Here is a 23,695-nt window from a genome sequence, read left to right as displayed (position 1 = left end):
CCGCCGTACTCCCCCTCCGCGCCCGCATCTCGGTAAGGGCCGGCCTGGGAAACCTCGCAGCCGGCCTACGCCCACCCGCCACCGGCCACGACAACCCCCACTACTTCGACGACGCGGCCTGCGTCCGCGCCTGCGTCCTCGCCGTAGCCCACCCCGGCGACCCCCAACGCGCCGCCGCCCTCGCCGAGTTCGACGCCCACTACACCCAGGACGGCGACGGAGTCCACGGCGCCAGAGCCATGGCCGCGGCACTCTCCCTCGCCCTGGTCGGCGCGGACGTGGACGACTGCGTGGCAGCAGCCCTCGCCGAACTCCCCGAAGCCACAGAGATCGGCCGCAACACCCGCCACGCACTGAAGTTGGCCCAGGACAGCGACAACGCCTTCGCCCTGATCCCCCTCCTGGAACACCAGATCGTCGACCACGTCTACAGCTACGGAATCGCAGCCGCCGAAACCGTCCCGGTGGCCCTCGCCCTGGCGACAGCCGCCCGCGGCCGTATCGCCGAAGCGGTCCCCGCCGCAGCCTGCCTCTCCCGCGTCGCCGACTCCGCCCCGGCCCTGGCAGGCGCCCTCACCGGAGCACTGAGCGGCGGACAGGCGATCCCGTCGACCTGGCGTGACGCCTGCCGCACCCTCTCCGGCTGCGCACTCCCCCGCCTCACCGGCACGGACCTCGTAGAACTCGCCGAACTCCTGGAAGCCACACAACCGGCCCCGCCAGGAGGATGATTCGGTGCATGCCACCCAAAGAACTCAAAGACCCCAAAGAACTTAAACAAACCAGCCAAGCCGGAGCCGCAGAGACCAGCCTTGAGGAGAGGATCACCGGAGCCCTCGTGGGTGCCGCCGTCGGCGACGCCCTCGGCGGCCCCGTCGAGGGCTACTCCCGCGATCAGATCCTCGAACGCCACGCCGGTCGCGTCCACGGCATCGTCGGCCCCTGGAACGGCGACGCCTGGCGCACCGCCCGCCCCATCGCGCCGTACCACAAGGGCGACGGCCACGTCACCGACGACACCTTGATGACGCACGCACTGGTACGGGTCTACGCCCAGGTCCGCGACCACCTCGACGCGTACTCCGTCGCCGACCACCTCGTCCCCGACCTGATGACAAACCCGCGCTGGATCCCGGAGTTGGAGGCGGAGGCCATCCCCCTCCAGCGCGTCTTCCTCGCGGAGAAGTGGCTGGCGACCCGCCTCCACTACGGCCACGTCGACCCCCGCGAAGCCGGCGTGGGCAACATCGTCAACTGCGGTGCCGCGATGTACATGGCCCCGGTCGGCCTGGTCAACGCGGCCAATCCGGCGGGCGCTTACGCCGAGGCCCTCGACATCGCGAGCGCCCACCAGTCGTCGTACGGCAGGGAGGCGGCGGGCGTCTTCGCGGCAGCGGTGTCGGCAGCCTGCGTACCGGGCGCCACCCCGGACTCGGTGGTGACCGCCTGCCTCGCCCTGGCGAAGGACGGCACCCGCACCGCCATCGAGCAGGTCTGCGAAGTGGCCGCCCGTTACTCGGACTTCGAGTCGGCACTGGTTCCCCTCCGAGAGGCGGTCGCGCCGTACGACACGGTGGGCCCCGACTACCGCGCCCCTTCCCTGGACGCCCGCCGCCCCTCCCGCACGAAGGCGATCGAGGAACTCCCCGTCGCCCTGGGCATGTTGGTGGTCTCCGGCGGCGACTACCGCCACGCGGTGCTGGGTTCGGTGAACTACGGCCGGGACTGCGACTCGACCGCGACGATGGCCGGCGCGGTGGCCGGCGCCCTGGGCTCCCCGGTCCCGCAGGACTGGTCGAAGACGGTCGCCGAGGCCAGCCGCCTGGACCTGTGGGAACCGGCGACGACCCTCACCGCCGTCACCCGCGAACTCTTCGAACAGGACGTCCACCGACGCCGGGCCCACGAGGCCGCGTTCACCGAGATCGGAGGGCTGCGGTGCTCCGACTGACCTGGGTCCAGCCGGAGGACCTGCTCGGACACGAGCTGCGCCAGGCCGCCCAGGACGGACGCGAACCGTCGGCGATCGCAGCCCGGTGGCGAGCGGCGGGCGGCGCGGAGGCACCGGAACGGGCGGGCGCGTCCGCCCAACCGCCCACCCGCTACCTCCGGTTGCTCGCGGAAGACCTGCTGGACGAACTGGCGGACCTCCCCAGCAGGTTGGCGGACCAGGAGCCCACCGACCTCGCGCGCATCCGAGCCCTCTGCCCCAACTGGCCCACCCCACAAGCCACTTCCCCACCCCGCCCGGCCACCCTCCATGCCGCCTGGCTGGGCCGCGCCGTCGGCTGCCTCCTCGGCAAACCCGTCGAGAAGATCCCCCTCGACGGCATCCGCCAACTCGCCCGCGCCACCGGCAACTGGCCCCTCGACTCCTACTTCACCGCCCGTGGCGTCCCCGCCGAACTCCTCGCCACCCACCCCTGGAACCGCCGCTCCGCCCCCACCTCCCTCGCCGAGAACATCGACGGCATGCCCGAGGACGACGACCTCAACTACCCCCTGCTGAACCTCCTGTTGCTGCAACGCCACGGCAAGGACTTCACCACCGCCGACGTGGCGAAGCTCTGGCTCGACGAACTCCCCGCAGGCCGCACCTTCACCGCCGAACGCATCGCCTACCGCAACCTCCTCGCCGGCCTGGAACCCCCGCGAACGGCCCGCCACCGCAACCCGTTCCGCGAATGGATCGGCGCCCTGATCCGCGCCGACGTGCACGGCTGGACCAACCCCGGAAACCCCGCCGCAGCGGCCGAACAGGCCCACCGAGACGCCACCCTCACCCACACCGCCAACGGCGTCTACGCGGCGATGTTCACAGCGGCCACGATCGCCACCGCGACCACCGGCACCCACGACATCCACACCTGCCTGCGCACCGGACTCACCGTCGTCCCGCCCACCTCCCGACTCGCCAAGGCGATCCAACACGCCCTCCAACTGGCCAGGAGACACCGGGACTTCGACGACGTAGTGGACGAACTCCACGCCATCCACTCCCCCACCCACCACTGGGTCCACGCGATCCCCAACACCGCCCTGATCGCCGCCGCCCTCACCCACGCGGACGGCGACTTCACCGGCTCCGTCTGCCGCGCGGTGTCCGGCGGTTGGGACACCGACTCCAACGGAGCGACGGTCGGCAGCGTCGCCGCCCTGCTCGCGGGCACCCCCGCCGCGCTCCCCGACCGCTGGACGGCCCCGCTCAAGAACCGACTCGCCACCTCCGTAGGCGACTTCAACGGCATCGGCTTCGACACCCTCGCCCGGCTCACCCATCAGGAGACCGCCCGCCCATGACCCACATCGCCGTGCTCGGCAGCACGAACATGGACCTCGTCGCCTACGTCGAGAAGGCCCCGCAGCGCGGAGAGACCGTGACGGGACGGGAGTTCCGCACGATCCCCGGCGGCAAGGGCGCCAACCAGGCGATCGCCGCGGCCCATGCGGGCGCGACGAACGTCACGATCGTCGGCGCGGTCGGCAACGACGCCTACGGAGCCCAACTCCGTTCCACCTTCGAGCACTCCGGCGTCGACACCGACCATCTGCGCACCGTCGAGGGCCCGTCCGGCACCGCGCACATCGTCGTGGACGACGAGGGCGGCAACGCGATCGTCGTCATCCCGGCCGCCAACGGCACCGTCGACCACCTCGCCCCCGGCGACGAGGCCACGATCGCCACGGCCGACGCCCTGCTCCTCCAGTTGGAGATCCCGCTCGCGGCGGTCATCGCGGGCGCGGAGGCGGCCCGCCGCCACGGCGTCCGGACAATCCTCACGCCCTCGCCCGCGATTCCCCTGCCACCCGAACTCCTCGCCGCCGTCGACCTGTTGGTCCCCAACGAGCACGAGGCCACCGCCCTCACCGGCCGCACCGACCCGCGCGAGGCAGCGGCGTCCCTGCTCGACCAGGTGCCCGAGGTGATCGTCACCCTCGGTGCGGCGGGCAGTCTGTACGCGGCCCGGGACGCCGAGCCGTTCACCGTCCCCGCGCCCCGAGTGACCGCCGTGGACTCGACCGGCGCGGGCGACACCTTCGTCGGCTCACTGGCGGTGGCCCTCGCCGAGGGCCGCCCGATGCGGGACGCACTGGCCTGGGCGGCAGCGGCGGCAGCGCTGTCCGTGCAGCGGCCCGGGGCCACGGCCTCGATGCCGTACCGCGCGGAGATCGAGAAGCAGTACGCGTCATGACCGAGACGACCACAACTCCCCTGTCCGGCCTGCGTGTTCTCGATCTCGCGACGCTCTTCGCCGGTCCCCTCGCCGCCACCATGCTCGGCGACTTCGGCGCCGAGGTCATCAAGGTCGAGCACCCGACCAAGCCGGACCCGTCCCGGGGCCACGGCCCGTCGAAGGACGGCATCGGCCTGTGGTGGAAGCTGCTCGGCCGCAACAAGCGCACGATCACCCTCGACCTGTCGAAGCCGGGCGGGCGCGACACCCTCCTCCGGCTCGCCGCGACCGCCGACGTGATCATCGAGAACTTCCGCCCCGGCACCCTGGAGAAATGGGACCTCGGCTGGGCCGAACTCTCCGCCGCCAACCCGCGGTTGGTCCTCGCCCGGGTCACCGCCTTCGGCCAGTTCGGGCCCTACGCCCACCGCCCCGGCTTCGGCACCCTCGCCGAGGCGATGAGCGGCTTCGCCGCGATCACCGGCGAACCGGACGCGCCCCCGACCCTCCCGCCGTTCGGCCTCGCCGACTCGATCGCGGGCCTGGCGACGGCGTACGCCGTGATGACGGCCCTCTCCGCCCGCGACCGCACCGGCGAGGGCCAGGTCGTCGACATGGCGATCATCGAACCGATTCTCACCGCCCTCGGTCCCCAGCCCCTCTGGTACGACCAGCTCGGCCACGTCCAGCCGCGCACCGGCAACCGCTCCCAGAACAACGCCCCGCGCAACACCTACCGCACGGCGGACGGCAGTTGGGTCGCCGTCTCCACCTCGGCCCAGTCGATCGCCGAGCGCGTGATGCGTCTGGTCGGCCGCCCGGAACTGATCGACGAGCCATGGTTCGCCACGGGCGCGGACCGGGCCCGGCACGCCGACGTGCTGGACGCGGCGGTCGGCGACTGGATCGCGCAACGCACCCGCACAGAAGTCCTGGCCGCCTTCGAGAAGGCGGAGGCGGCGGTCGCTCCCATCCAGGACGTACGGGACGTCATGGCGGACCCCCAGTACCAGGCCCTCGACACGATCACCACCGTCGACGACCCCGAACTCGGCCCCCTCCGCATGCAGAACGTCCTCTTCCGCCTCTCCGCCACCCCCGGCGCCATCCGCTGGGCCGGCCGCCCCCACGGCGCCGACACGGACCGGGTCCTGACCGAACTCGGCCTGACCGACACCGAGTTGACCGCTCTCCGCCGCGAGGGCGCCCTGTGACCCCGCACCCCCTGACCTGGCTCTACGTCCCGGGCGACCGCCCCCCGATCGTGGCCAAGGCCCTCGCCGCCGGCGCCGACGTGGTCGTCGTCGACCTGGAGGACGCGGTCGCCCCGGACCGCAAGGACTACGCCCGCGCGGCCACCGCGGAACTCCTCTCGCAGCCCCGGCCCGAGGTCCCGGTCCACGTCCGCGTGAACGCCCTCGACACCCCCTGGGCGGCCGACGACCTCCGCACCCTCGCACCCCTCCCGGGCCTGTCCGGCCTACGGCTCCCGAAGGTGAGGTCCGTGGAGGACGTCGTAGCCGTAGCGGAAAGGGCCCGCGACCTCCCCCTGTACGCCCTCCTGGAGACGGCCCTCGGCATCGAGCGGGCCTTCTCGATCGCCGCCGCGCACCCCGCACTGCGCGGCATCGCGCTCGGCGAGGCGGATCTACGGGCCGACCTGGGCGTACGCGACGACGTCGGCCTCGACTGGTCCCGGTCGCGGGTGGTCGTCGCCGCCCGGGCCGCGGGTCTGGCCCCGCCGCCCCAGTCCGTCCACCCGGACATCCGCGATCTGGAGGGCCTTGCGGCCTCCTGCGCCCACGGCCGTGCCCTGGGTTTCCTCGGCCGCGCGGCGATCCACCCCCGTCAACTCCCGGTCATCGAGAGCGCGTTCCTCCCGACCGACCGCGAACTCGAACAGGCCGAGACCATCGTCAAGGCGGCCATGCGGGAGGAGGGCGCCCAGGCCCTGCCCGACGGCCGGTTCATCGACGCGGCGGTGGCGGCGGCGGCCCAACGGACACTGTCCCTGGCCCGCCGCACCTGACACGCGCTGAGGGCGCCCCGTGAGACACGGGGCGCCCTCAACGTCGTAGAAACCGGCCGTCAGCCCTTCTTCGCCGACTCGGCCTCGTCTTCCTTGACTTCTACTTCCTTCGCGTCTGCTTCTTCTGCTTCGGCGGTGACGTCGTCTTCCTTCGCCTCCGAGGCGTCGGACTCCGGCTCTTCCTTCTCCACCGGCTCGCTGTCACCGTCGGCTTCACCGGCGGGGCCATCCGCATCCGTGTCCGGCTCGACGATCTCTTCGCGGCCCGGGCGCTTCTTCGCCGAGATCACGAAGTAGAGCACCGCGAGCAGGAACACGATCATCGCGGTCCAGTCGTTCAACCGCAGGCCGAGGATGTGGTGGGCGTCGTCGACGCGCATGTACTCGATCCAGCCTCGGCCCACGCAGTACGCGGCGACGTACAGCGCGAACGCCCGGCCGTGGCCCAGCTTGAAGCGGCGGTCGGCCCAGATGACGAGGAAGCCGACGCCGACGCACCACAGGGACTCGTACAGGAACGTCGGGTGGTAGTAGCCCGGTACGCGGCCGTCCGTCGAGGACGTGATGTGCAGCGCCCAGGGGAGGTGCGTCTCGCGGCCGTACAGCTCCTGGTTGAACCAGTTGCCCCAGCGGCCGATGGCCTGGGCGAAGGCGATGCCGGGGGCAAGGGCGTCGGCCCAGGCGGGCAGCGGGATGCCACGGCGGCGGCAGCCGATCCACGCGCCCACCGCGCCGAGCGCGATCGCGCCCCAGATGCCGAGGCCGCCCTGCCACACCTTGAAGGCGTCCACCCAGTCGCGGCCCTCGCTGAAGTACAGCTCGTAGTCCGTGATCACGTGGTAGAGGCGGCCACCGACGAGGCCGAACGGCACGGCCCAGACAGCGATGTCGGCCACCGTCCCGACCTTGCCGCCGCGGGCGACCCAGCGTTTGTTGCCGAGCCAGACCGCGACGAAGACGCCGATGATGATGCAGAACGCGTAGCCGCGCAGCGGAATGGGGCCGAGGTGGTAGACCCCGTGCGACGGGCTGGGAATGTAGGCAAGTTCCATGGCAGGGTCGACGCTACCGTGCCGGACCGCGGCGGCGGCAAGCGGCCCGGCTACGGCTCCATAACGGGCCGGTATGAAACCCGGCCCGCCTGCTCACCCCTTGTTCGCCGCCTGGACCAGCTGCTTCAGCTTCGCCGGGGTCATCGTCTGGTCCGCGTAGATGTTCTTGCCGTCGAACAGGACGGTCGGGGTGCCGGTGAACCCGCCGGCCTGGAACGCGGCGGCCGACTTCACGACCCAGCTGTCGTGCGTACCGCTGTTGACGCACTTCTGGAAGGCGGGCGTGTCGAGCCCGCTGACCTTGCCCGCCAGCTCGATCAGCTTGGCGTTGCTCGCGTAGGCGTCGTCCGTCTCCTTGGGCTGGTTCTCGTACAGCACGTCGTGGAAGTCGCGGAACTTTCCGGCGTCCTGGGCGCAGGCCGCCGCGTTGGCCGCGCGCTTGGAGCCGCTGCCGCCGAGGTTGCCGTCGATGATCGTGACCAGGTGGTACTGCACCTTCAGCTGCCCGGAGTCGGTCAGCTCGTGGAGTGTCGAGCGGTACGCCGTCTCGAAGGCCTGGCAGGCCGGGCAGCGGAAGTCCTCCCACACTGTGAGCGTCGGTTTGGCGCTGTCCTTGCCGACCTGGATCGCCAGGCTGTCCTTGCCACTCGCCCCGGAGGGCGCCACGACCGGGCCCGCCTTCGTGCTGCCGCTGTCCTTGCCGGAGTTCGCGGCGAGGACGCCGACCACCGTCGCCAGACCCAGCACGCAGACGACGCTCGCGGCCACGATCAGCGTGCGCCGCCGCCTCTCCGCGGACTTCTGCTTCTCACGCTCGACCGCCAGCCGCTCGCGGGCGGTGCGCTTTCCGTCACGGTTCTTCTCGCTCACACCCCGCAGAACGAACCGGGGAGGCGCAGCGCGCCTCCCCGGTCCCAGGTCCACCCATACGAGGGACGGTTGTTCCTTTACGCCTGTGCGCTACGCCTGTCCGCGCACGCCCTTCGCCAGCTCGCCCGCGAGCACGCGGACCGCCTCGACGCCGGCCGCGTCGTCCGGCGCGTCCAGCATCCCCTTGACGAAGGCCGAGCCGACGATCACGCCGTCCGCGAAGCGGGCCACCTCGGCGGCCTGCCGGGCGTCGGACACCCCGAGCCCGACACACACGGGCGTGTCGGTGGTGGCCCGGGTGCGCTCGACGAGGTCCTGCGCCTGCGCGCCCACCGAGGCACGGGTGCCGGTGACGCCCATCAGTGAGGCGGCGTAGACGAAGCCGGTACCGACCTTGGTGATCTCGGCGAGGCGGGCGTCCTTGCTGCTGGGCGCGACCACGAAGACCGTGGCGAGCCCGTGCTTCTCGGCGTGCTCCCTCCACAGCCCCGCCTCCTGCACGGGCAGGTCGGGCAGGATGCACCCGGCGCCGCCCGCCTCGGCCAGTTCGGCGGTGAAGCGCTCGACGCCGTAGCGGTCGATCGGGTTCCAGTACGTCATGACGAGTACGGGCTTGCCGGTCGCCGCATGGGTCTCGCGGACCGTGCGCATCACGTCCGCGATCTTGACGCCGCCGCGCAGGGCGATGTCGTCGGCGGTCTGGATGACGGGACCGTCGAGGACGGGGTCGCTGTGGGGCAGGCCCACCTCGACGATGTCCGCGCCGCCGTCGAAGGCCGCCTTGATCGCCTCGATGCCGCCGTCCACGGTCGGGAACCCGGCCGGGAGGTAGGCGATGAGCGCGGCGCGTCCCTCGGCCTTCGCGGCGGCGAGGGTGTCGCCCAACAGCCGGATGTTGCCGCTCACTTGGCGTCCTCCTCGATCTCCGCGACGTCGGCCGCGTCAGCTGCGACGGTGGCGTCGGCGCTGGTGTCGTACAGGCCGAAGTACCGCGCGGCCGTGTCCATGTCCTTGTCGCCGCGCCCGGACAGGTTGACGACGATCAGCCCGTCCTTGCCCAGCTCCCTGCCGACCTCCAGCGCGCCGGCCAAAGCGTGGGCGCTCTCAATCGCCGGGATGATCCCCTCGGTGCGCGACAGCAGACGCAGGGCCTGCATCGCGGCGTCGTCGGTGATCGCGCGGTACTCGCCGCGGCCACTGTCCTTGAGGTAGGAGTGCTCGGGGCCGATGCCCGGGTAGTCCAGACCGGCCGAGATCGAGTACGGCTCGGTGATCTGGCCCTCCTCGTCCTGGAGGACGTAGGACCGGGAACCGTGCAGGATGCCGGGCTCGCCCGCGGTCAGCGTGGCCGCGTGCTCGCCCGTCTCCACGCCGTGTCCGGCGGGCTCGCAGCCGATGAGGCGTACGTCCGCGTCCGGGATGAAGGCGTGGAAGAGGCCGATGGCGTTCGAGCCGCCGCCGACACAGGCGATCGCCGCGTCGGGCAGGCGTCCGGCGCGCTCCAGGATCTGGCGGCGGGCCTCGACGCCGATCACACGATGGAAGTCGCGGACCATGGCGGGGAAGGGGTGCGGGCCCGCGACCGTACCGAAGAGGTAGTGCGTGCGGTCGACGTTGGCGACCCAGTCGCGGAACGCCTCGTTGATCGCGTCCTTCAGCGTACGGCTGCCGGACTTCACGGCGATGACCTCGGCGCCGAGCATGCGCATCCGGGCCACGTTCAGGGCCTGGCGCCGGGTGTCGATCTCGCCCATGTAGATGGTGCATTCGAGACCGAACAGCGCGCAGGCGGTGGCAGTGGCGACGCCGTGCTGGCCGGCGCCGGTCTCCGCGATGACCCTGGTCTTGCCCATGCGCTTGGTGAGCAGGGCCTGGCCGAGGACATTGTTGATCTTGTGGGAGCCGGTGTGGTTCAGGTCCTCGCGCTTGAGGAAGATCCGGGCGCCACCCGCTTCCGCGGCGAAACGGGGTACTTCAGTGAACGCGCTCGGCCGACCGGTGTAGTTGACGAGCAGGTCGTCCAGCTCGCGGGCGAACTCCGGGTCGTACTTGGCCTTTTCGTACTCTACGGCGACCTCGTCCACGGCGGCGACGAGGGCCTCCGGGATGAACTTGCCGCCGAACGCGCCGAAGTAGCCTTCGGGGCTGGGGACTTGACCGTCGGGGTCTGGGATGAAGAACTCGCTGGGCATGCGGAAACCTCACGGTGAGTGTTTGGAAAGACACTAAGCGCCGTGGGGGCGGGGGTTGTTCAGATGGCTGCGGGACCGTCGTGGCTGGTCGCGCAGTTCCCCGCGCCCCTAAAGACCTGCCATCGACGGCCGTTGACCTGCCCAGGTTCGTCTCCGATGACGTAACGCACCCTGCGGCCGTGCACCCTGCGTGCGGGGGCGCGGCAACCCCGGGGACGGCAGCCGCGCGCGAGGCGGGCGTGCCGGTCCATGGGGGTCAGGGTGAGTGTCATCGGGGATCAGCCTAGCGGGTGATCAGCCGCGGCCGTGTCGCAGTGCGGGGTGCTCCCCGGCCGCCACCAGATCCGACACCGCCGACTTCGGGTCGCGGCCGGTGACCAGGGACTCGCCCACCAGGACCGCGTCGGCCCCGGCGTTGGCGTAGGCGATGAGGTCGTGGGGGCCGCGGACGCCGGACTCGGCGATCTTGACGATGTGGGCCGGAATCTCGGGGGCGACGCGCTCGAAGGTGCCGCGGTCGACCTCAAGCGTCTTGAGGTTGCGGGCGTTGACGCCGATGATCTTCGCGCCGGCGTCGACCGCGCGGTCGACCTCGTCCTCGTCGTGGACCTCGACGATCGGCGTGAGGCCGATCGACTCGGCGCGCTCGATGAGGGACTCCAGGGCGGGCTGTTCCAGGGCCGCGACGATCAGCAGGACGAGGTCGGCGCCGTAGGCCCGGGCCTCCCAGAGCTGGTACGACGTGACGATGAAGTCCTTGCGCAGGACCGGGATGTCCACGCGGGCGCGGACGGCCTCCAGGTCGGCCAGGGAGCCGCCGAAGCGGCGCTGTTCGGTGAGGACGGAGATGACGGCGGCGCCGCCCGCCTCATAGTCGGCGGCGAGGGCCGCCGGGTCGGCGATCGCGGCCAGCGCGCCCTTGGAGGGGCTGGAGCGCTTGACCTCGCAGATGACCTTGACGCCGTCGCCGCGCAGGGCTGCGACCCCGTCCTTGGCCGCGGGAGCCTTCGCCGCGCGCTCCTTGAGCTCGTCGAGGCTGACGCGCGCCTGCCGTTCCGCCAGGTCGGCACGGACTCCGTCGATGATCTCGTCGAGCACACTCACGCGAGCGGCCCCCTTCCGGACGGTGAAAAGCAATGGTCACATCTGACCTTGATGATATCCGGAGGAAGGCGTAGGCCTCGCATCCGGTTGACGCCGGTCCCACTACCTGGACATCCACCGATTGATCAAGGATGTAGCCAGCCACCGAACGGCAGGTTCCGGACAACCGTGAAGACCAGCACCAACGCGCCCAGACCCCAGAGCTGGACCCTGCCGAGTTCGATCCGCGCGGGCCGGCCGCGCGCCGCACGGACCACCCAGACGGTCCATACGACCGTGAAGGCCAGATAGCCCACTACGGCGATCGCGTTGTCCTGGACCGCCGCCAGGAAGTCCCCGTGGATGAACTCGTGCGCGCTGCGCAGGCCGCCGCAACCGGGGCAGTACAGGCCCGTGAAGCGGTACAGGGGGCAGACGGGGTAGTGGCCGGGCTGGTTCGGGTCGACCGTGCCGACGTAGGCGAAGGCTCCGGCGACGGTAGCGAGAACGGCCGCGGGCACGGCGACGCGGTTGAGCACGGAGGCGGTACCCGGGGCGTGCGTCTTCGGCATGCTCTGGCTGTCGGCGTTCACGTCTCGCATTGTGCCCCCTGGCCCTTTCGTGCGGCACGCGCGCGTGAGGGGCGGCCCCCGGTGCCGGTGCACCAGGGCCGCCCCTCCACGAAGTGGTGGCCGGCTGACAGCTACGGCTCAGCTGTCGGCGTGCGCCGTCTTGCCGAGCAGCTCGGTCAGGTCCTGGGGACGGTCCTTGGGCATGCCCATTCCCATCGCGCTCATGACCCAGCCGACGACACCGCCGACGACCGCGATCGCCATACCGGCCCAGAAGCCGATCGGCTGCGCCATCACCATGAAGGCGCCCGCGACCAGGAAACCGACGAAGACGATGGTTGTACCGGTCCAGGCGGCCAAAGTGTGACCGTGGCTGTTGCCCGCCATGACGTGCTCCTCGTTGCTGTGTGCGTGTGTGAGCAGACGCTCGCGGTTCATTGTTCCGCACGCGCGCGGGTGCGGTGCTTCGGGGTGGCCCCGCGCGCGGCGCGCGAAGTGGGCCCGGGGGTGTCCGCTGCGGTTCGGGAGCGCCCCCGAAGGGGCGCGGGGAACTGCGCGCCCAGCCACGACGACGGCGCAGCCAACCGACGACGGACGCTTCCTCGCCCCTCCAGCGGAGCGCTACGCGCCGGTGGGGTCCTCGCCGCGGTCAAGGGCCTTCCAGACGTCCTCGGGGCGGTCGGGGTCCACCACAGGAGTCCGCCGGGGGCGAGGCGTGCCGTTGCGTTCGTAGCGGCCGGACATGGCGGGCCAGCGGCGGCCGTAGAGGAGGGCGAGGAGGCCGGCCAGCAGGATCAGTCCGCCGCCGACCGCGGCGACGTAGGGCCAGGCGGTGTGGTCGAAGGCGTGCACGACGGACGAGGTGTCGCCGGAGGCCTGGGCGGCCTTGTCGTCGAGCGCGGAGCTGTCGGTGGCGCCGAGGAGGGCGGCGGCGACGATGCCCGCGCCGGAGAGAGCGAGGAGGGCGGAGACCGCGAAGCGGCCCGCCCTGCGGACGGCGAAGACGGCGACGAGCGCGGCGAGGCCCACTATGGCGAGCGCCGCGGGTACACCCGTGACGTCGCTGCCCTTGACGGACAGCGGGAACGCGTCGCCGGCCACCGTCGCGGTCCCCATCGACCAGCGCTGACGGGTGGCCAGCAGCGCCACGGCCGCGCCGAGCGCACCGCTCAGCAGGGCCACGGCAAGGCTGCGGCGGCCGGCGCGCGCGGGGCCTTCGCCTTCGGAACGGGGGTGAGGAACAGCAGCAGTCACGTGGTCCACTATCGCTCGAACCCCGGGCGAACCGTCACCCGGGGTTCATATGACCCTCGTCCTATTGCCCGAGCCGGTTCGCCGTGTGCACGGCGCGGAGGACCGCCGCCGCCTTGTTGCGGCACTCCTGGTCCTCCAGCTCGGGGTCCGAGTCGGCGACGATGCCGGCGCCCGCCTGGACGTAGGCCGTGCCGTCGCGGAGCAGGGCCGTACGGATGGCGATGGCGGTGTCGGAGTCGCCCGCGAAGTCGAGGTAGCCGACGCAGCCGCCGTACAACCCCCTTCTGGATGGCTCCAGTTCGTCGATGATCTGCATCGCGCGGGGCTTGGGCGCACCCGAGAGAGTGCCGGCGGGGAAGCACGCCGTGAGGACGTCGAAGGCGGTACGGCCCGGCGCCACGCGGCCGGTCACCGTCGAGACGATGTGCATCACGTGGGAGTACCGCTCGACGGACATGAAGTCGACGACCTCGACCGAGCCGGGCTCGCAGACCCTGCCCAAATCGTTACGGCCGAGGTCGACCAGCATGAGGTGTTCGGCGCGTTCCTTGGGGTCGGCGAGGAGTTCGTCGGCGAGGGCCTGGTCCTCCTGCGGGGTCGCGCCGCGGTGCCGGGTGCCGGCGATGGGGTGGACCATCGCGCGGCCGTCCTCGACCTTGACGAGGGCCTCCGGGGAGGAGCCGACGACGTCGAAGCCGTCGAAGCGGAACAGGTACATGTACGGGGACGGGTTGGTCGCCCGCAGCACCCGGTACACGTCCAACGCGCTTGCCGTGCACGGTGTTTCGAAGCGCTGGGAGGGGACGACCTGGAAGGCCTCGCCCGCGCGGATGCGCTCCTTGATGTCCTCGACGGCCTCCTTGAAGTCGGGGCCGCCCCACAGCGCGGTGTACTCGGGGAGCTCGGAGGGCGGGAGCTGGGCGGGCGGCTGGGCCACCGCGCGGGAGAGGTCCGCCTCCATGGCGTCGAGGCGGGCGGTCGCGTCCGCGTACGCCTCGTCGACACCGGTGTCGAGGTCGTTGTGGTTGATCGCGTTGGCGATCAGCAGGACCGAGCCCTCCCAGTGGTCCATCACGGCGAGGTCGCTGGTGAGGAGCATGGTCAGCTCGGGGAGCTTGAGGTCGTCGCGCTCGCCCGGGCCGATCTTCTCCAGGCGGCGGACGATGTCGTAGCCGAGATAGCCGACCATGCCGCCGGTGAAGGGCGGCAGGCCCTCCTGGTGGGGGGTGTGCAGGGTCTCGATGGTGGCGCGCAGGGCGACGAGCGGGTCGCCGTCCGCCGGGACGCCGACGGGCGGGGTGCCGAGCCAGTGGGCCTGCCCGTCGCGTGCGGTGAGAGTTGCTGCGCTGCGGACGCCGACGAACGAGTAACGGGACCAGGAGCGGCCGTTCTCCGCGGACTCCAGGAGGAAGGTGCCGGGGCGCTCCGCGGCCAGTTTGCGGTAGAGCGCGACCGGGGTGTCGCCGTCGGCGAGGAGCTTGCGGGTGACCGGAATGACGCGACGGTCGGTGGCCAGCTTGCGGAACGTCTCAAGGTCCATGGCGGCTGACCTTACTGATCCGAGGCGGGGGCGCCGGAATCGCCGCCCTCGCCGTCCTTGAGGAGCACGTCGGCGTCGAAACAGGTGCGGGCGCCGGTGTGGCAGGCGGCGCCGACCTGGTCGACCTTCACGAGGACCGTGTCGGCGTCGCAGTCCAGGGCGACCGACTTGACGTGCTGGAAGTGGCCGGAGGTGTCGCCCTTCACCCAGTACTCCTGGCGGCTGCGGGACCAGTACGTGCAGCGGCCGGTCGTCAGGGTGCGATGCAGCGCCTCGTCGTCCATCCAGCCGAGCATGAGCACCTCACCGGTGTCGTACTGCTGGGCGATGGCGGGGACGAGCCCGTCGGCGCTGCGCTTGAGGCGGGCGGCGATATCGGGATCGAGGCTGCTGCGTGAGGGCGTGCTGGTCATGGGTGCCATTGTGCCGCGCCCCACTGACAGCCCTGGCCGGGTGTCCACTGTGCGGACCCGGGACGCGGTCGTAGGCTGATGGTATGTCGACCTACGCCAAGCGTGAACGACTTCTTCTCGCCGATCTCCTGGAGACCGCGGGCCCGGACGCCCCGACTCTCTGCGAGGGGTGGCGAACCCGTGACCTCGCCGCGCACGTGGTGGTGCGCGAGCGCCGCGCCGACGCCGCCGGCGGCATCATGATCAAGCAGCTCGCGCCGCGTCTGGAGCGGGTGATGACGGAGTTCGCGGCGAAGCCGTACGAGGAGCTGATCCAGCTGATCCGTACGGGCCCGCCGCGCTTCTCGCCGTTCCAGCTCAAGCAGCTCGACGAGGCGTCCAACACGGTCGAGTTCTACGTCCACACGGAGGACGTACGGCGTGCCCAGGAGGAGTGGACGCCGCGCGAACTGGACCCGGTGTTCCAGGACGCCCTGTGGTCCCGCCTGGAGCGCATGGCCCGGCTGATGGGCCGCTCCGCGCCGACCGGGCTGGTGCTGCGCCGCCCCGACGGTCAGACGGCGGTCGCCCACAAGGGCGCACCGGTCGTGACGGTGACCGGTGAGCCCTCGGAGCTGCTGCTGTTCGCCCACGGCCGGCAGAGCGTGGCCAAGGTGGAACTGGACGGCGACGAGAACGCGATCGCCAAGCTCCAGGAGGCCAAGCAGCTGGGGATCTGACCGGGGATCCGAGGGATCAGCCCGGTAGTTCCGCGCGCCGCAGGTCCCGGACGCACAGCGCGATGGCCCCGCCCAGCCCGCAGACCACCGCGCTGACCACGAACACCGGGCCCGTGCCCCATGCCCCGATCGCGGCGGCCGACAGCGGCATGCTGAGCGGGGCGAAGCCGAGGCTGACCAGGCCGGAGACGGCGGTGACGCGGCCGAGGTAGGCGGGGTCGGCCTGGGTCTGCAGCAGGGCGCCGCACATCGCGCCGCTGAGTCCGGCGAGCAGCCCGATGAGCAGGGCGACACCGACCGCCGCGAGAACGCTCGGGACGAAGGCGAGGGCGCCGATCGCGACGGAGCCGGCGAGGATCGCGTATCCGGCGACCTGCCCGGCGTGCGGCAGCCGGCCCCGCACGGTCAGCAGCAGTGCCGCCGCCCCGGCGCCCGTTCCGAAGCCGGAGAGCACCCAGCCCATGCCCGACGCGCCCCACCCGCGCTCGTCCGCCAGCAGGGTCAGGCCCACGTTGAGCGGGCCCACGAAACCGAGGTCTCCGAGCGCGATGGCCAGCATCAGCGGGGCGAGGACACGGTGGCCGCGGATGTAGCGCAGGCCGTCGCCCAGGTCACCCAGAGGGGACGTCGGGTGGGCGCCTGCCTTGTCGTCAGCGGGCAACTCCTGCATCCGTACGGAGATCAGCAGCGGCACCGACACCGCGATCAGCAGCCCGGCGAGCCCGAACGCCGCCGCCGCACCGCCGACCGCGACGCCAAGGCCGCCGAGCGGGGCCCCGACGACAAGGGCGAAGCGGATCGCCAGCCCCCGCATACCCTGCACGCGCGCGAGTTGGTCCCGGCTCGTCACGCGCGCGGGGAGTGCGCCCACCGCCGGCATGAACACCGCGTCCACCGTCCCGAACACCACGGCGAGCAGCGCCAGCGGCCACAGTCCCGGGCTCGTCAGGAAGAGCAGCGCGGCCACCGCCAGCACCGCCGCGCAGCGCACCGCGTCGCTCCCGATGACGACCCTGCGCGGCCCGAACCGGTCGGCGATCACTCCCCCGCCGAGCATCAGCAAGGCGCGCGGCACGGCGCTGATGGTCATCACGACGCCGGCCTGCGCGGGCGAGCCCTCCTGTACGGCCGCCCAGGACAGAGCGATGTAGTAGACGCTGTCCCCGACCATCGAGGAGGCGTACGCACCGAGCCAGCGCAGGACGTTTCCGTCGCGGTGGGCGGGGAGTCCGGGTGCCTCGGCCGGGGTTATGAGCGCGGTGGTCACGGGAGTTCGTCCTCTCAGGCGCGGAACGGGAAGCCGTACAGGTGGATGGCGACGTTCTCGCGGCCCTGGGTGTCCCCCGCCGCCTCGGCGGCCCGCCCCTTGGCCTGGTACTTGTTGACCAGCGTGTCCAACTCACCCTGGAGCGCGGCGAGTTCGGACGCGTTGAGGCGCGGGAGGTACTCACCCTCGAAGCCCGCCGAGCGCCACTCGTCGCTCCAGGACTCGGACTCGTCGAGGTGGCGCCGGTAGAGGTCGACGCGCTGCTCCAGCAGGATCCGGGTGAGCGCACCCTGGGCCGCGAGCTTCTCGGGGGCGTCCTTGACGTCCTCGTGCCGCACGGTCAGGCCCTCCGCGGACGGCCGCCACCAGCGCTCCCGGCCGTCCTCGCCCTGCCGCTCGGCCTCCTCGATGAGCCCGTGCTCGGCGAGCTTGCGCAGGTGGTAACTGACCAGCGATACGGCCTCGTCGACCTGGTCGGCGAGCTGCGAGGCGGTCGCGGTACGGGCCACGTGCAGTGCCCGGTACAGCTTGATGCGCAGCGGGTGCGCGAACGCCTTGAGCGTCCCCAGATCGGTGATGGCACGGGTCTCGTTCGAGGTCATGCAGTCAACGCTAGATACGAAAGGGAAGTTGCGCAATATATTTTGCGCAACTTTCCTTTTACATCCACCCGCAAGTAAGCCCCGACCATCAGGCAGCCGGGGCTTACAACGCCTCTACGGAAGTCACCGAACCGGCAGTCACCGAACCAGGTGACCCGCCTTCCTCAGCGCCTGCTTCACCTCGCCGATCCGCAGATCCCCGAAGTGAAAGACAGAAGCCGCCAGCACCGCGTCCGCCCCCGCCGCCACCGCCGGCGGAAAGTCCGCGAGCTTGCCCGCGCCCCCGGAGGCGATGACCGGCACGGTCACGTGCTTGCGTACCGCCGCGATCATCTCCAGGTCGTAGCCGTCCTTCGTGCCGTCCGCGTCCATCGAGTTGAGCAGGATCTCCCCCGCCCCCAACTCGGCCGCCCGGTGCGCCCATTCGACGGCGTCGAGGCCGGTGCCCTTGCGACCGCCGTGGGTGGTCACCTCGAACGAACCCGACTCCGTACGGCGCGCGTCCACGGACAGCACCAGCACCTGCCGTCCGAACCGCTCCGCGATCTCCCGGATCAGCTCCGGCCGGGCGATCGCCGCCGTGTTGACGCCGACCTTGTCCGCGCCCGCCCGCAGCAGCTTGTCCACGTCCTCGGCCGTGCGGACGCCGCCCCCGACCGTGAGCGGGATGAAGACCTGCTCGGCTGTGCGGCGGACCACGTCGTACGTCGTCTCGCGGTTGCCGGAGGACGCGGTGATGTCCAGGAAGGTCAACTCGTCGGCGCCCTCGGCGTCGTAGACCTTGGCCATCTCGACGGGGTCGCCCGCGTCGCGCAGGTTCTGGAAGTTGACACCCTTGACGACCCGGCCGTTGTCCACGTCCAGGCAGGGGATGACTCGTACGGCGAGGGTCATGACGAACCCTCCCCGCGCCGCGCCTCCGGGTCCCGGTACGCCTCCACCTCGACCTCGACGACCAGGCTCGGGTCGACGAAGCCGGACACGATGATCATGGACGCGGCGGGCCGGATCGCGTCGAACAGTTCCTTGTGTGCGCGGCCCACGTCCTCCACATCCCGGGCGTGGGTGATGTACATACGAGTGCGCACCACATCGGCGGGGCCGAGACCCAGCTGGTCCAGCGCCGAGAACGCGACGTTGAACGCGTTGACCGTCTGCTCGTAGGGACCGCCCCCGGCGATCTCGCCGTCCACTATCGACGTGCACCCGGAGACCAGCACCAGGCCGTTGGGCAGCTCCACCGCGCGGGAGTAGCCGAAGGCGTCCTCCCAGGGGGCGCCGGTCGACACGCGTCGTAGCTCGGTCACCGGGCCACCGCCTCCAAGGCCTCTTCCAGGGTGAACGCCTTCGCGTACAGGGCCTTCCCGACGATGGAGCCCTCGACACCGAGGGGTACCAGCTCGGAGATGGCGCGGAGGTCGTCGAGCGACGACACGCCACCGGAGGCCACGACCGGGCGGTCGGTCGCCGCGCAGACGTTGCGCAGCAGCTCCAGGTTGGGGCCCTGGAGGGTGCCGTCCTTGGCGATGTCGGTGACCACGTACCGGGCGCAGCCCTCGGAGTTGAGGCGGTCCAGCGTCTCGTAGAGGTCGCCGCCGTCGCGGGTCCAGCCGCGCCCGCGCAGGGTCGTGCCGCGTACGTCGAGACCGACCGCGATCTTGTCGCCGTGCTCGGCGATGACCTTGGCGACCCACTCCGGGGTCTCCAGCGCGGCGGTGCCGAGGTTCACCCGGGTGCAGCCGGTGGCGAGGGCGGCGGCGAGCGTGTCGTCGTCGCGGATGCCGCCGGACAGCTCGACCTTGATGTCCATGGCGCCGGCGACCTCGGCGATGAGCTTGCGGTTGTCGCCGGTGCCGAACGCGGCGTCCAGGTCGACGAGGTGCAGCCACTCGGCGCCGGAGCTCTGCCAGGCGAGGGCGGCCTCCAGGGGGGAGCCGTAGGAGGTCTCGGTCCCGGACTCGCCGTGCACGAGGCGGACGGCCTGGCCGTCGCGGACGTCCACGGCGGGGAGGAGTTCGAGCTTCGAAGGCATCAGAGGGTTCCGATCCAGTTGTTCAGCAGCTGCGCTCCGGCGTCGCCGGACTTCTCGGGGTGGAACTGCGTGGCCCACAGGGCGCCGTTCTCCACGGCGGCCACGAAGGGCTTGCCGTGGGTCGACCAGGTCACCAGGGGGGCGCGCATCGCCGGGTTCACGACTTCGAGGGACCAGTCGTGGACGGCGTAGGAGTGCACGAAGTAGAAGCGCGCGTCCGCGTCGAGGCCCGCGAAGAGCTGTGAGCCCGCCGGGGTGTCCACGGTGTTCCAGCCCATGTGGGGCACGATCTCGGCCTGCAAGGGCTCGACCGAACCGGGCCACTCGTCCAGGCCCTCGGTCTCCACGCCGTGCTCGATGCCGCGCGCGAACAGGATCTGCATGCCGACGCAGATGCCCATCACCGGGCGCCCACCTGCCAGCCGACGCCCGACGATCCAGTCGCCGCGCGCCTCCTTGAGGCCCCGCATGCAGGCGGCGAAGGCGCCGACGCCGGGCACCAGCAGCCCGTCCGCGTTCATGGCCTTGTCGTAGTCACGCGTTATCTCGACCTCGGCACCGGTGCGCGCGAGGGCACGCTCGGCGGAACGGACGTTCCCGAAGCCGTAGTCAAAAACAACTACCTTCTTGGACGCGTTCTTCGCTGCGCTCAATTCCACACCGCCAACCGCATGACCCCCGCGACCAGACACGTCGCGGCACCGATGGAGACCAGCACGATGAGGCTCGCCGGCATCTTCTGCTTGACGAAGGAGTAGACCCCGCCGAGGAAGAAGAGTCCGACGACGATCAGGAGGCTCGACAGGCCGGTCACAGCGCGCCCTTCGTGGAGGGGAGGATGCCGGCCGCGCGCGGGTCGCGCTCGGAGGCGTAGCGCAGGGCGCGGGCGAGGGCCTTGAACTGGCACTCCACGATGTGGTGCGCGTTGCGCCCGTACGGCACGTGCACGTGCAGCGCGATCTGGGCCTGGGCGACGAAGGACTCCAGGATGTGCCGGGTCATCGTCGTGTCGTACTCGCCGATCATCGGCGCCATGTTCTCGGGCTCGGTGTGCACGAGGTACGGGCGGCCGGACAGGTCGACGGTCACCTGCGCGAGGGACTCGTCCAGCGGGACCGTGCAGTTGCCGAAGCGGTAGATGCCGACCTTGTCGCCGAGCGCCTGCTTGAAGGCGGCGCCGAGCGCGAGGGCGGTGTCCTCGATGGTGTGGTGCGAGTCGATGTGCAGATCGCCCTCGGTCTTCACGGTGAGGTCGAACAGACCGTGCCGGCCGAGCTGGTCGAGCATGTGGTCGTAGAAGCCGACTCCTGTCGACACGTCGACCTTGCCGTGGCCGTCGAGATCGATCTCGACGAGGACCGACGTCTCCTTGGTCGCCCGCTCCACACGTCCTACGCGGTTCATGCGCTCTGCTCCTTCTTCAGTTCACGGACCGCGTCGAGGAACGCGTCGTTCTCTTCGGGGGTTCCGGCGGAGACCCGCAGCCACCCCGGGATGCCGTTGTCCCGGACCAGGACGCCCTGGTCGAGGATCTTCTGCCAGGCGGCGTGCGAGCCACCCTCACCGTCGAACCGCCCGAACTGCACGAAGTTCGCGTCGGACTCGACGACTTCACAGCCGAGGGCGCGCAACTCGCCCACCAGTCGGTCCCGTTCGCCCTTCAGCTGCTCCACGTACCCGAGCAGTGTGTCGGTGTGCTCCAGGGCGGCCAGCGCGGTCGCCTGGGTGACGGCCGACAAGTGGTAGGGCAGCCGTACGAGTTGCACGGCGTCGACGACGGCCGGGTGCGCGGCGAGATAGCCGAGCCGCAGGCCCGCCGCACCGAACGCCTTCGACATGGTCCGGGAGACGACGAGATTCGGCCGACCTTCGAGCAGCGGCAGCAGCGAGTCGCCGTGGCTGAACTCGATGTACGCCTCGTCGACGATCACCATCGACGGCTTGGCGGCCTGCGCCGCTTCGTACAGCGCGAGGACCGTCCCGGGCGGAACGGCGTTGCCCGTGGGGTTGTTGGGGGTCGTGATGAACACGACGTCGGGCTTGTTCTCGGCGATCCAGCGCTCGGCGGCGGCGAGATCGATCGTGAAGTCCTCGTTGCGCGGGCCGGAGATCCAGCCCGTCCCCGTGCCGCGCGCGATGAGCGCGTGCATCGAGTACGACGGCTCGAAGCCGATCGCGGTACGGCCGGGTCCGCCAAAGGTCTGGAGCAGTTGCTGGATGACCTCGTTGGAGCCGTTGGCCGCCCACACGTTCTCGACGCCGACCCGGTAACTCCCGGTCTTCGTGAGGTAGTTGGCCAGCTCGGTGCGCAACTCGACCGCGTCCCGGTCCGGGTAGCGGTTGAGATCGCGGGCGGCCTCGCGGACCCGCTCGGCGATCCGCTCGACCAGCGCCTCGGGCAGCGGATAGGGGTTCTCGTTGGTGTTCAGCCGTACGGGGACGTCCAACTGGGGCGCGCCGTAGGGGGACTTGCCGCGCAGCTCGTCCCGTACGGGAAGATCGTCGATTCCGAAGCTCACTTGCCGGGCACCTTCCAACCACGCGACATTTGTTCGTCTCCGACAAACCTCGCCTTGACCGCCGCGCCGTGCGCGGGCAGGTCCTCCGCCTCCGCCAGCGTCACCACGTGATGCGCCACGTCGGCCAGCGCGTCCTTCGTGTAGTCGACGATGTGGATGCCGCGCAGGAAGGACTGCACCGAGAGCCCGGAGGAGTGGCAGGCGCAACCCCCGGTCGGCAGCACGTGGTTGGAGCCGGCCGCGTAGTCGCCGAGGGAGACGGGCGCCCAGGGTCCGACGAAGATCGCGCCCGCGTTCCGCACCCGGTCGGCGACCGCGGCCGCGTCGGCCGTCTGGATCTCCAGGTGCTCGGCGCCGTACGCGTCGACGACCCGCAGACCCTCGTCGATGCCGTCGACGAGGACGATCGCGGACTGCTTGCCGGCCAGCGCCGGGACGATCCGGTCCTCGATGTGCTTGGTGGCCGCGACCTGCGGTTCCAGTTCCTTCTCGACCGCGTCCGCGAGCGTCACGGAGTCCGTGACCAGGACGGCCGCGGCGAGCGGGTCGTGCTCGGCCTGGCTGATCAGGTCGGCGGCGACGTGCACCGGGTCGGCGGTGTCGTCGGCGAGGACTGCGATCTCGGTGGGACCGGCCTCGGTGTCGATGCCGATCTTGCCGGTGAAGTAGCGCTTGGCGGCGGCGACCCAGATGTTGCCGGGCCCGGTGACCATGTTGGCCGGGGCGCAGGACTCGGTGCCGTGGGCGAACATCGCGACGGCGGTCGCGCCACCGGCGGCGTACACCTCGTCGACGCCGAGCAGCGCGCAGGCGGCGAGGATCGTCGGGTGCGGCAGGCCGTCGAACTCGGCCTGCGGCGGCGAGGCGAGCGCGATCGACGGGACGCCAGCCTCCTGGGCGGGCACCACGTTCATGATCACGGACGACGGGTAGACGGACCGCCCGCCGGGCGCGTACAGCCCCACCCGGTCCACCGGCACCCACTTCTCGGTGACCGTGCCGCCGGGCACGACCTGGGTGGTGTGCGTCGTACGGCGCTGCTCGCGGTGGACGAGCCGGGCGCGCCGGATGGACTCCTCCAGGGCCGCGCGCACCGCCGGGTCGAGGTGTTCCAGCGCGTCGCTGAGCGCCTGGGCCGGGACCCGTACCTGCTCCAGGCGGACGCCGTCGAACTTCTCGGCGAAGTCGATCAGCGCCGCGTCGCCCCGATGATGCACGGCCTCGCAGATCGGCCGCACCTTCTCCAGGGCGGCCGAGACGTCGAAGTCGGCTCGGGGCAGCAGGTCGCGCAGGGCGGGCCCTTCGGGGAGGGCGTCACCGCGCAGATCGATTCGGGAGATCACGGGGCCAATTCTCTCAGACTGAGATCGGGCACC

Annotated in this window: 28 protein-coding genes; 7 read left to right on the top strand and 21 right to left on the bottom strand. The window is 71.2% G+C overall.

Annotation, left to right across the window (positions count from 1 at the left end; genetic code table 11):
- The 6 genes from ACFWP5_RS30730 to ACFWP5_RS30705 all read left to right on the top strand — a co-directional run.
- Nucleotides 1-731, top strand: a 731-nt coding sequence (locus ACFWP5_RS30730) for an ADP-ribosylglycohydrolase family protein (RefSeq protein WP_384163631.1), incomplete at its 5' end; no start/stop codon positions are given.
- Nucleotides 732-739: 8 nt separating this feature from the next.
- Complete coding sequence (locus ACFWP5_RS30725) at nt 740-1,951, top strand: ADP-ribosylglycohydrolase family protein (protein ID WP_384163628.1); 1,212 nt, start codon at nt 740-742, stop codon at nt 1,949-1,951.
- On the top strand, nt 1,939-3,300 hold the full coding sequence (locus ACFWP5_RS30720; RefSeq protein ID WP_384163625.1) for an ADP-ribosylglycohydrolase family protein: 1,362 nt from the start codon (nt 1,939-1,941) through the stop codon (nt 3,298-3,300). The genes ACFWP5_RS30725 and ACFWP5_RS30720 overlap by 13 nt, the downstream gene beginning before the upstream one ends.
- Nucleotides 3,297-4,193 carry a ribokinase gene (rbsK, locus tag ACFWP5_RS30715; RefSeq protein WP_384163622.1) on the top strand — a complete coding sequence of 299 codons (897 nt, stop codon included), beginning with the start codon at nt 3,297-3,299 and terminating at the stop codon, nt 4,191-4,193. Before ACFWP5_RS30720 ends, rbsK begins: the two co-directional genes overlap by 4 nt.
- Complete coding sequence (locus ACFWP5_RS30710; protein ID WP_384163619.1) at nt 4,190-5,389, top strand: CaiB/BaiF CoA transferase family protein; 1,200 nt, start codon at nt 4,190-4,192, stop codon at nt 5,387-5,389. Before rbsK ends, ACFWP5_RS30710 begins: the two co-directional genes overlap by 4 nt.
- On the top strand, nt 5,386-6,204 hold the full coding sequence (locus tag ACFWP5_RS30705) for an HpcH/HpaI aldolase/citrate lyase family protein (protein WP_384163616.1): 819 nt from the start codon (nt 5,386-5,388) through the stop codon (nt 6,202-6,204). The genes ACFWP5_RS30710 and ACFWP5_RS30705 overlap by 4 nt, the downstream gene beginning before the upstream one ends.
- 59 nt (nt 6,205-6,263) lie before the next feature.
- On the opposite strand, the gene lgt is transcribed toward ACFWP5_RS30705, so the two are convergent.
- From lgt to hisI, 11 genes are all read right to left on the bottom strand, one after another.
- Nucleotides 6,264-7,256: a prolipoprotein diacylglyceryl transferase gene (gene lgt / locus ACFWP5_RS30700; protein WP_384163613.1), complete on the bottom strand. Its 993-nt coding sequence runs from the start codon at nt 7,254-7,256 to the stop codon at nt 6,264-6,266.
- 93 nt (nt 7,257-7,349) lie between these two features.
- Nucleotides 7,350-8,126 (bottom strand): DsbA family protein, encoded by a 777-nt coding sequence (locus ACFWP5_RS30695; protein ID WP_384163610.1) that lies wholly within the window; start codon nt 8,124-8,126, stop codon nt 7,350-7,352.
- A 90-nt stretch (nt 8,127-8,216) separates the two neighbouring features.
- Nucleotides 8,217-9,032 carry a tryptophan synthase subunit alpha gene (gene trpA, locus ACFWP5_RS30690; protein ID WP_384163607.1) on the bottom strand — a complete coding sequence of 272 codons (816 nt, stop codon included), beginning with the start codon at nt 9,030-9,032 and terminating at the stop codon, nt 8,217-8,219.
- On the bottom strand, nt 9,029-10,318 hold the full coding sequence (trpB, locus tag ACFWP5_RS30685) for a tryptophan synthase subunit beta (RefSeq protein WP_384163604.1): 1,290 nt from the start codon (nt 10,316-10,318) through the stop codon (nt 9,029-9,031). The genes trpA and trpB overlap by 4 nt, the downstream gene beginning before the upstream one ends.
- Before the next feature lie 59 nt (nt 10,319-10,377).
- Complete coding sequence (gene trpM / locus ACFWP5_RS30680; RefSeq protein WP_381242150.1) at nt 10,378-10,590, bottom strand: tryptophan biosynthesis modulator TrpM; 213 nt, start codon at nt 10,588-10,590, stop codon at nt 10,378-10,380.
- Nucleotides 10,591-10,612: 22 nt separating this feature from the next.
- Complete coding sequence (gene trpC / locus ACFWP5_RS30675) at nt 10,613-11,422, bottom strand: indole-3-glycerol phosphate synthase TrpC (protein ID WP_384163601.1); 810 nt, start codon at nt 11,420-11,422, stop codon at nt 10,613-10,615.
- A gap of 125 nt (nt 11,423-11,547) precedes the next feature.
- Nucleotides 11,548-12,003, bottom strand: a complete 456-nt coding sequence (locus tag ACFWP5_RS30670) for a DUF2752 domain-containing protein (RefSeq protein WP_384163598.1) — start codon at nt 12,001-12,003, stop codon at nt 11,548-11,550.
- Between the two features lie 108 nt (nt 12,004-12,111).
- Entirely contained in the window at nt 12,112-12,360 is a 249-nt protein-coding gene (locus ACFWP5_RS30665) for an HGxxPAAW family protein (RefSeq protein WP_384163596.1), read from the bottom strand.
- 234 nt (nt 12,361-12,594) lie between these two features.
- Nucleotides 12,595-13,236, bottom strand: coding sequence for a TIGR02234 family membrane protein (locus tag ACFWP5_RS30660; protein ID WP_384163593.1), 642 nt, complete (start codon nt 13,234-13,236; stop codon nt 12,595-12,597).
- Between the two features lie 52 nt (nt 13,237-13,288).
- Nucleotides 13,289-14,767, bottom strand: a complete 1,479-nt coding sequence (locus ACFWP5_RS30655) for an anthranilate synthase component I (RefSeq protein WP_384163590.1) — start codon at nt 14,765-14,767, stop codon at nt 13,289-13,291.
- 11 nt (nt 14,768-14,778) lie between these two features.
- A complete protein-coding gene (gene hisI, locus ACFWP5_RS30650) occupies nt 14,779-15,180 on the bottom strand; it encodes a phosphoribosyl-AMP cyclohydrolase (RefSeq protein WP_384163587.1) in 402 nt (133 codons plus the stop codon).
- Nucleotides 15,181-15,263: 83 nt separating this feature from the next.
- Between hisI and ACFWP5_RS30645 the strand changes: the two genes are divergently transcribed.
- On the top strand, nt 15,264-15,899 hold the full coding sequence (locus tag ACFWP5_RS30645; protein WP_384163584.1) for a TIGR03085 family metal-binding protein: 636 nt from the start codon (nt 15,264-15,266) through the stop codon (nt 15,897-15,899).
- Between the two features lie 16 nt (nt 15,900-15,915).
- Here ACFWP5_RS30645 and ACFWP5_RS30640 read toward each other — a convergent pair whose 3' ends face one another.
- The 10 genes from ACFWP5_RS30640 to hisD all read right to left on the bottom strand — a co-directional run bounded on the left by ACFWP5_RS30640 (nt 15,916) and on the right by hisD (nt 23,662).
- Nucleotides 15,916-17,166, bottom strand: coding sequence for an MFS transporter (locus ACFWP5_RS30640; protein ID WP_384163581.1), 1,251 nt, complete (start codon nt 17,164-17,166; stop codon nt 15,916-15,918).
- 14 nt (nt 17,167-17,180) lie between these two features.
- On the bottom strand, nt 17,181-17,768 hold the full coding sequence (locus ACFWP5_RS30635; RefSeq protein WP_384163578.1) for an ArsR/SmtB family transcription factor: 588 nt from the start codon (nt 17,766-17,768) through the stop codon (nt 17,181-17,183).
- Between the two features lie 138 nt (nt 17,769-17,906).
- A complete protein-coding gene (gene hisF, locus ACFWP5_RS30630; RefSeq protein ID WP_384163575.1) occupies nt 17,907-18,662 on the bottom strand; it encodes an imidazole glycerol phosphate synthase subunit HisF in 756 nt (251 codons plus the stop codon).
- A complete protein-coding gene (locus ACFWP5_RS30625; protein ID WP_384163571.1) occupies nt 18,659-19,075 on the bottom strand; it encodes a RidA family protein in 417 nt (138 codons plus the stop codon). The genes hisF and ACFWP5_RS30625 overlap by 4 nt, the downstream gene beginning before the upstream one ends.
- Nucleotides 19,072-19,800, bottom strand: coding sequence for a bifunctional 1-(5-phosphoribosyl)-5-((5-phosphoribosylamino)methylideneamino)imidazole-4-carboxamide isomerase/phosphoribosylanthranilate isomerase PriA (gene priA / locus ACFWP5_RS30620; protein WP_328683917.1), 729 nt, complete (start codon nt 19,798-19,800; stop codon nt 19,072-19,074). The genes ACFWP5_RS30625 and priA overlap by 4 nt, the downstream gene beginning before the upstream one ends.
- Nucleotides 19,800-20,459 (bottom strand): imidazole glycerol phosphate synthase subunit HisH, encoded by a 660-nt coding sequence (gene hisH / locus ACFWP5_RS30615; RefSeq protein ID WP_384163566.1) that lies wholly within the window; start codon nt 20,457-20,459, stop codon nt 19,800-19,802. Before hisH ends, priA begins: the two co-directional genes overlap by 1 nt.
- Nucleotides 20,450-20,614, bottom strand: coding sequence for a hypothetical protein (locus tag ACFWP5_RS30610; protein WP_384163563.1), 165 nt, complete (start codon nt 20,612-20,614; stop codon nt 20,450-20,452). Before ACFWP5_RS30610 ends, hisH begins: the two co-directional genes overlap by 10 nt.
- Nucleotides 20,611-21,204: an imidazoleglycerol-phosphate dehydratase HisB gene (hisB, locus tag ACFWP5_RS30605; protein WP_019062289.1), complete on the bottom strand. Its 594-nt coding sequence runs from the start codon at nt 21,202-21,204 to the stop codon at nt 20,611-20,613. Before hisB ends, ACFWP5_RS30610 begins: the two co-directional genes overlap by 4 nt.
- On the bottom strand, nt 21,201-22,319 hold the full coding sequence (locus tag ACFWP5_RS30600) for a histidinol-phosphate transaminase (RefSeq protein ID WP_384163560.1): 1,119 nt from the start codon (nt 22,317-22,319) through the stop codon (nt 21,201-21,203). Before ACFWP5_RS30600 ends, hisB begins: the two co-directional genes overlap by 4 nt.
- Complete coding sequence (gene hisD / locus ACFWP5_RS30595) at nt 22,316-23,662, bottom strand: histidinol dehydrogenase (RefSeq protein WP_384163557.1); 1,347 nt, start codon at nt 23,660-23,662, stop codon at nt 22,316-22,318. Before hisD ends, ACFWP5_RS30600 begins: the two co-directional genes overlap by 4 nt.
- Nucleotides 23,663-23,695 lie beyond the last annotated feature (33 nt).

It is taken from the genome of Streptomyces sp. NPDC058469 (assembly GCF_042721125.1).
Lineage (GTDB): Bacteria > Actinomycetota > Actinomycetes > Streptomycetales > Streptomycetaceae > Streptomyces.
Note: the sequence above shows the minus strand (reverse complement) of the source record. Positions and strands in the feature narration are given on the sequence as shown.

What these genes read in the sequence shown, in the direction of transcription:
- ACFWP5_RS30645 (WP_384163584.1), top strand. Translation starts at nt 15,264, where the DNA reads ATGTCGACCTACGCCAAGCGTGAACGACTTCTTCTCGCCGATCTCCTG.
- rbsK (WP_384163622.1), top strand. Translation starts at nt 3,297, where the DNA reads ATGACCCACATCGCCGTGCTCGGCAGCACGAACATGGACCTCGTCGCC.
- ACFWP5_RS30725 (WP_384163628.1), top strand. Translation starts at nt 740, where the DNA reads ATGCCACCCAAAGAACTCAAAGACCCCAAAGAACTTAAACAAACCAGC.
- ACFWP5_RS30665 (WP_384163596.1), bottom strand. Translation starts at nt 12,360, where the DNA reads ATGGCGGGCAACAGCCACGGTCACACTTTGGCCGCCTGGACCGGTACA.
- hisB (WP_019062289.1), bottom strand. Translation starts at nt 21,204, where the DNA reads ATGAACCGCGTAGGACGTGTGGAGCGGGCGACCAAGGAGACGTCGGTC.
- lgt (WP_384163613.1), bottom strand. Translation starts at nt 7,256, where the DNA reads ATGGAACTTGCCTACATTCCCAGCCCGTCGCACGGGGTCTACCACCTC.
- ACFWP5_RS30670 (WP_384163598.1), bottom strand. Translation starts at nt 12,003, where the DNA reads ATGCGAGACGTGAACGCCGACAGCCAGAGCATGCCGAAGACGCACGCC.
- ACFWP5_RS30655 (WP_384163590.1), bottom strand. Translation starts at nt 14,767, where the DNA reads ATGGACCTTGAGACGTTCCGCAAGCTGGCCACCGACCGTCGCGTCATT.
- priA (WP_328683917.1), bottom strand. Translation starts at nt 19,800, where the DNA reads ATGCCTTCGAAGCTCGAACTCCTCCCCGCCGTGGACGTCCGCGACGGC.
- hisI (WP_384163587.1), bottom strand. Translation starts at nt 15,180, where the DNA reads ATGACCAGCACGCCCTCACGCAGCAGCCTCGATCCCGATATCGCCGCC.
- ACFWP5_RS30635 (WP_384163578.1), bottom strand. Translation starts at nt 17,768, where the DNA reads ATGACCTCGAACGAGACCCGTGCCATCACCGATCTGGGGACGCTCAAG.
- hisF (WP_384163575.1), bottom strand. Translation starts at nt 18,662, where the DNA reads ATGACCCTCGCCGTACGAGTCATCCCCTGCCTGGACGTGGACAACGGC.
- ACFWP5_RS30710 (WP_384163619.1), top strand. Translation starts at nt 4,190, where the DNA reads ATGACCGAGACGACCACAACTCCCCTGTCCGGCCTGCGTGTTCTCGAT.
- trpB (WP_384163604.1), bottom strand. Translation starts at nt 10,318, where the DNA reads ATGCCCAGCGAGTTCTTCATCCCAGACCCCGACGGTCAAGTCCCCAGC.
- trpM (WP_381242150.1), bottom strand. Translation starts at nt 10,590, where the DNA reads ATGACACTCACCCTGACCCCCATGGACCGGCACGCCCGCCTCGCGCGC.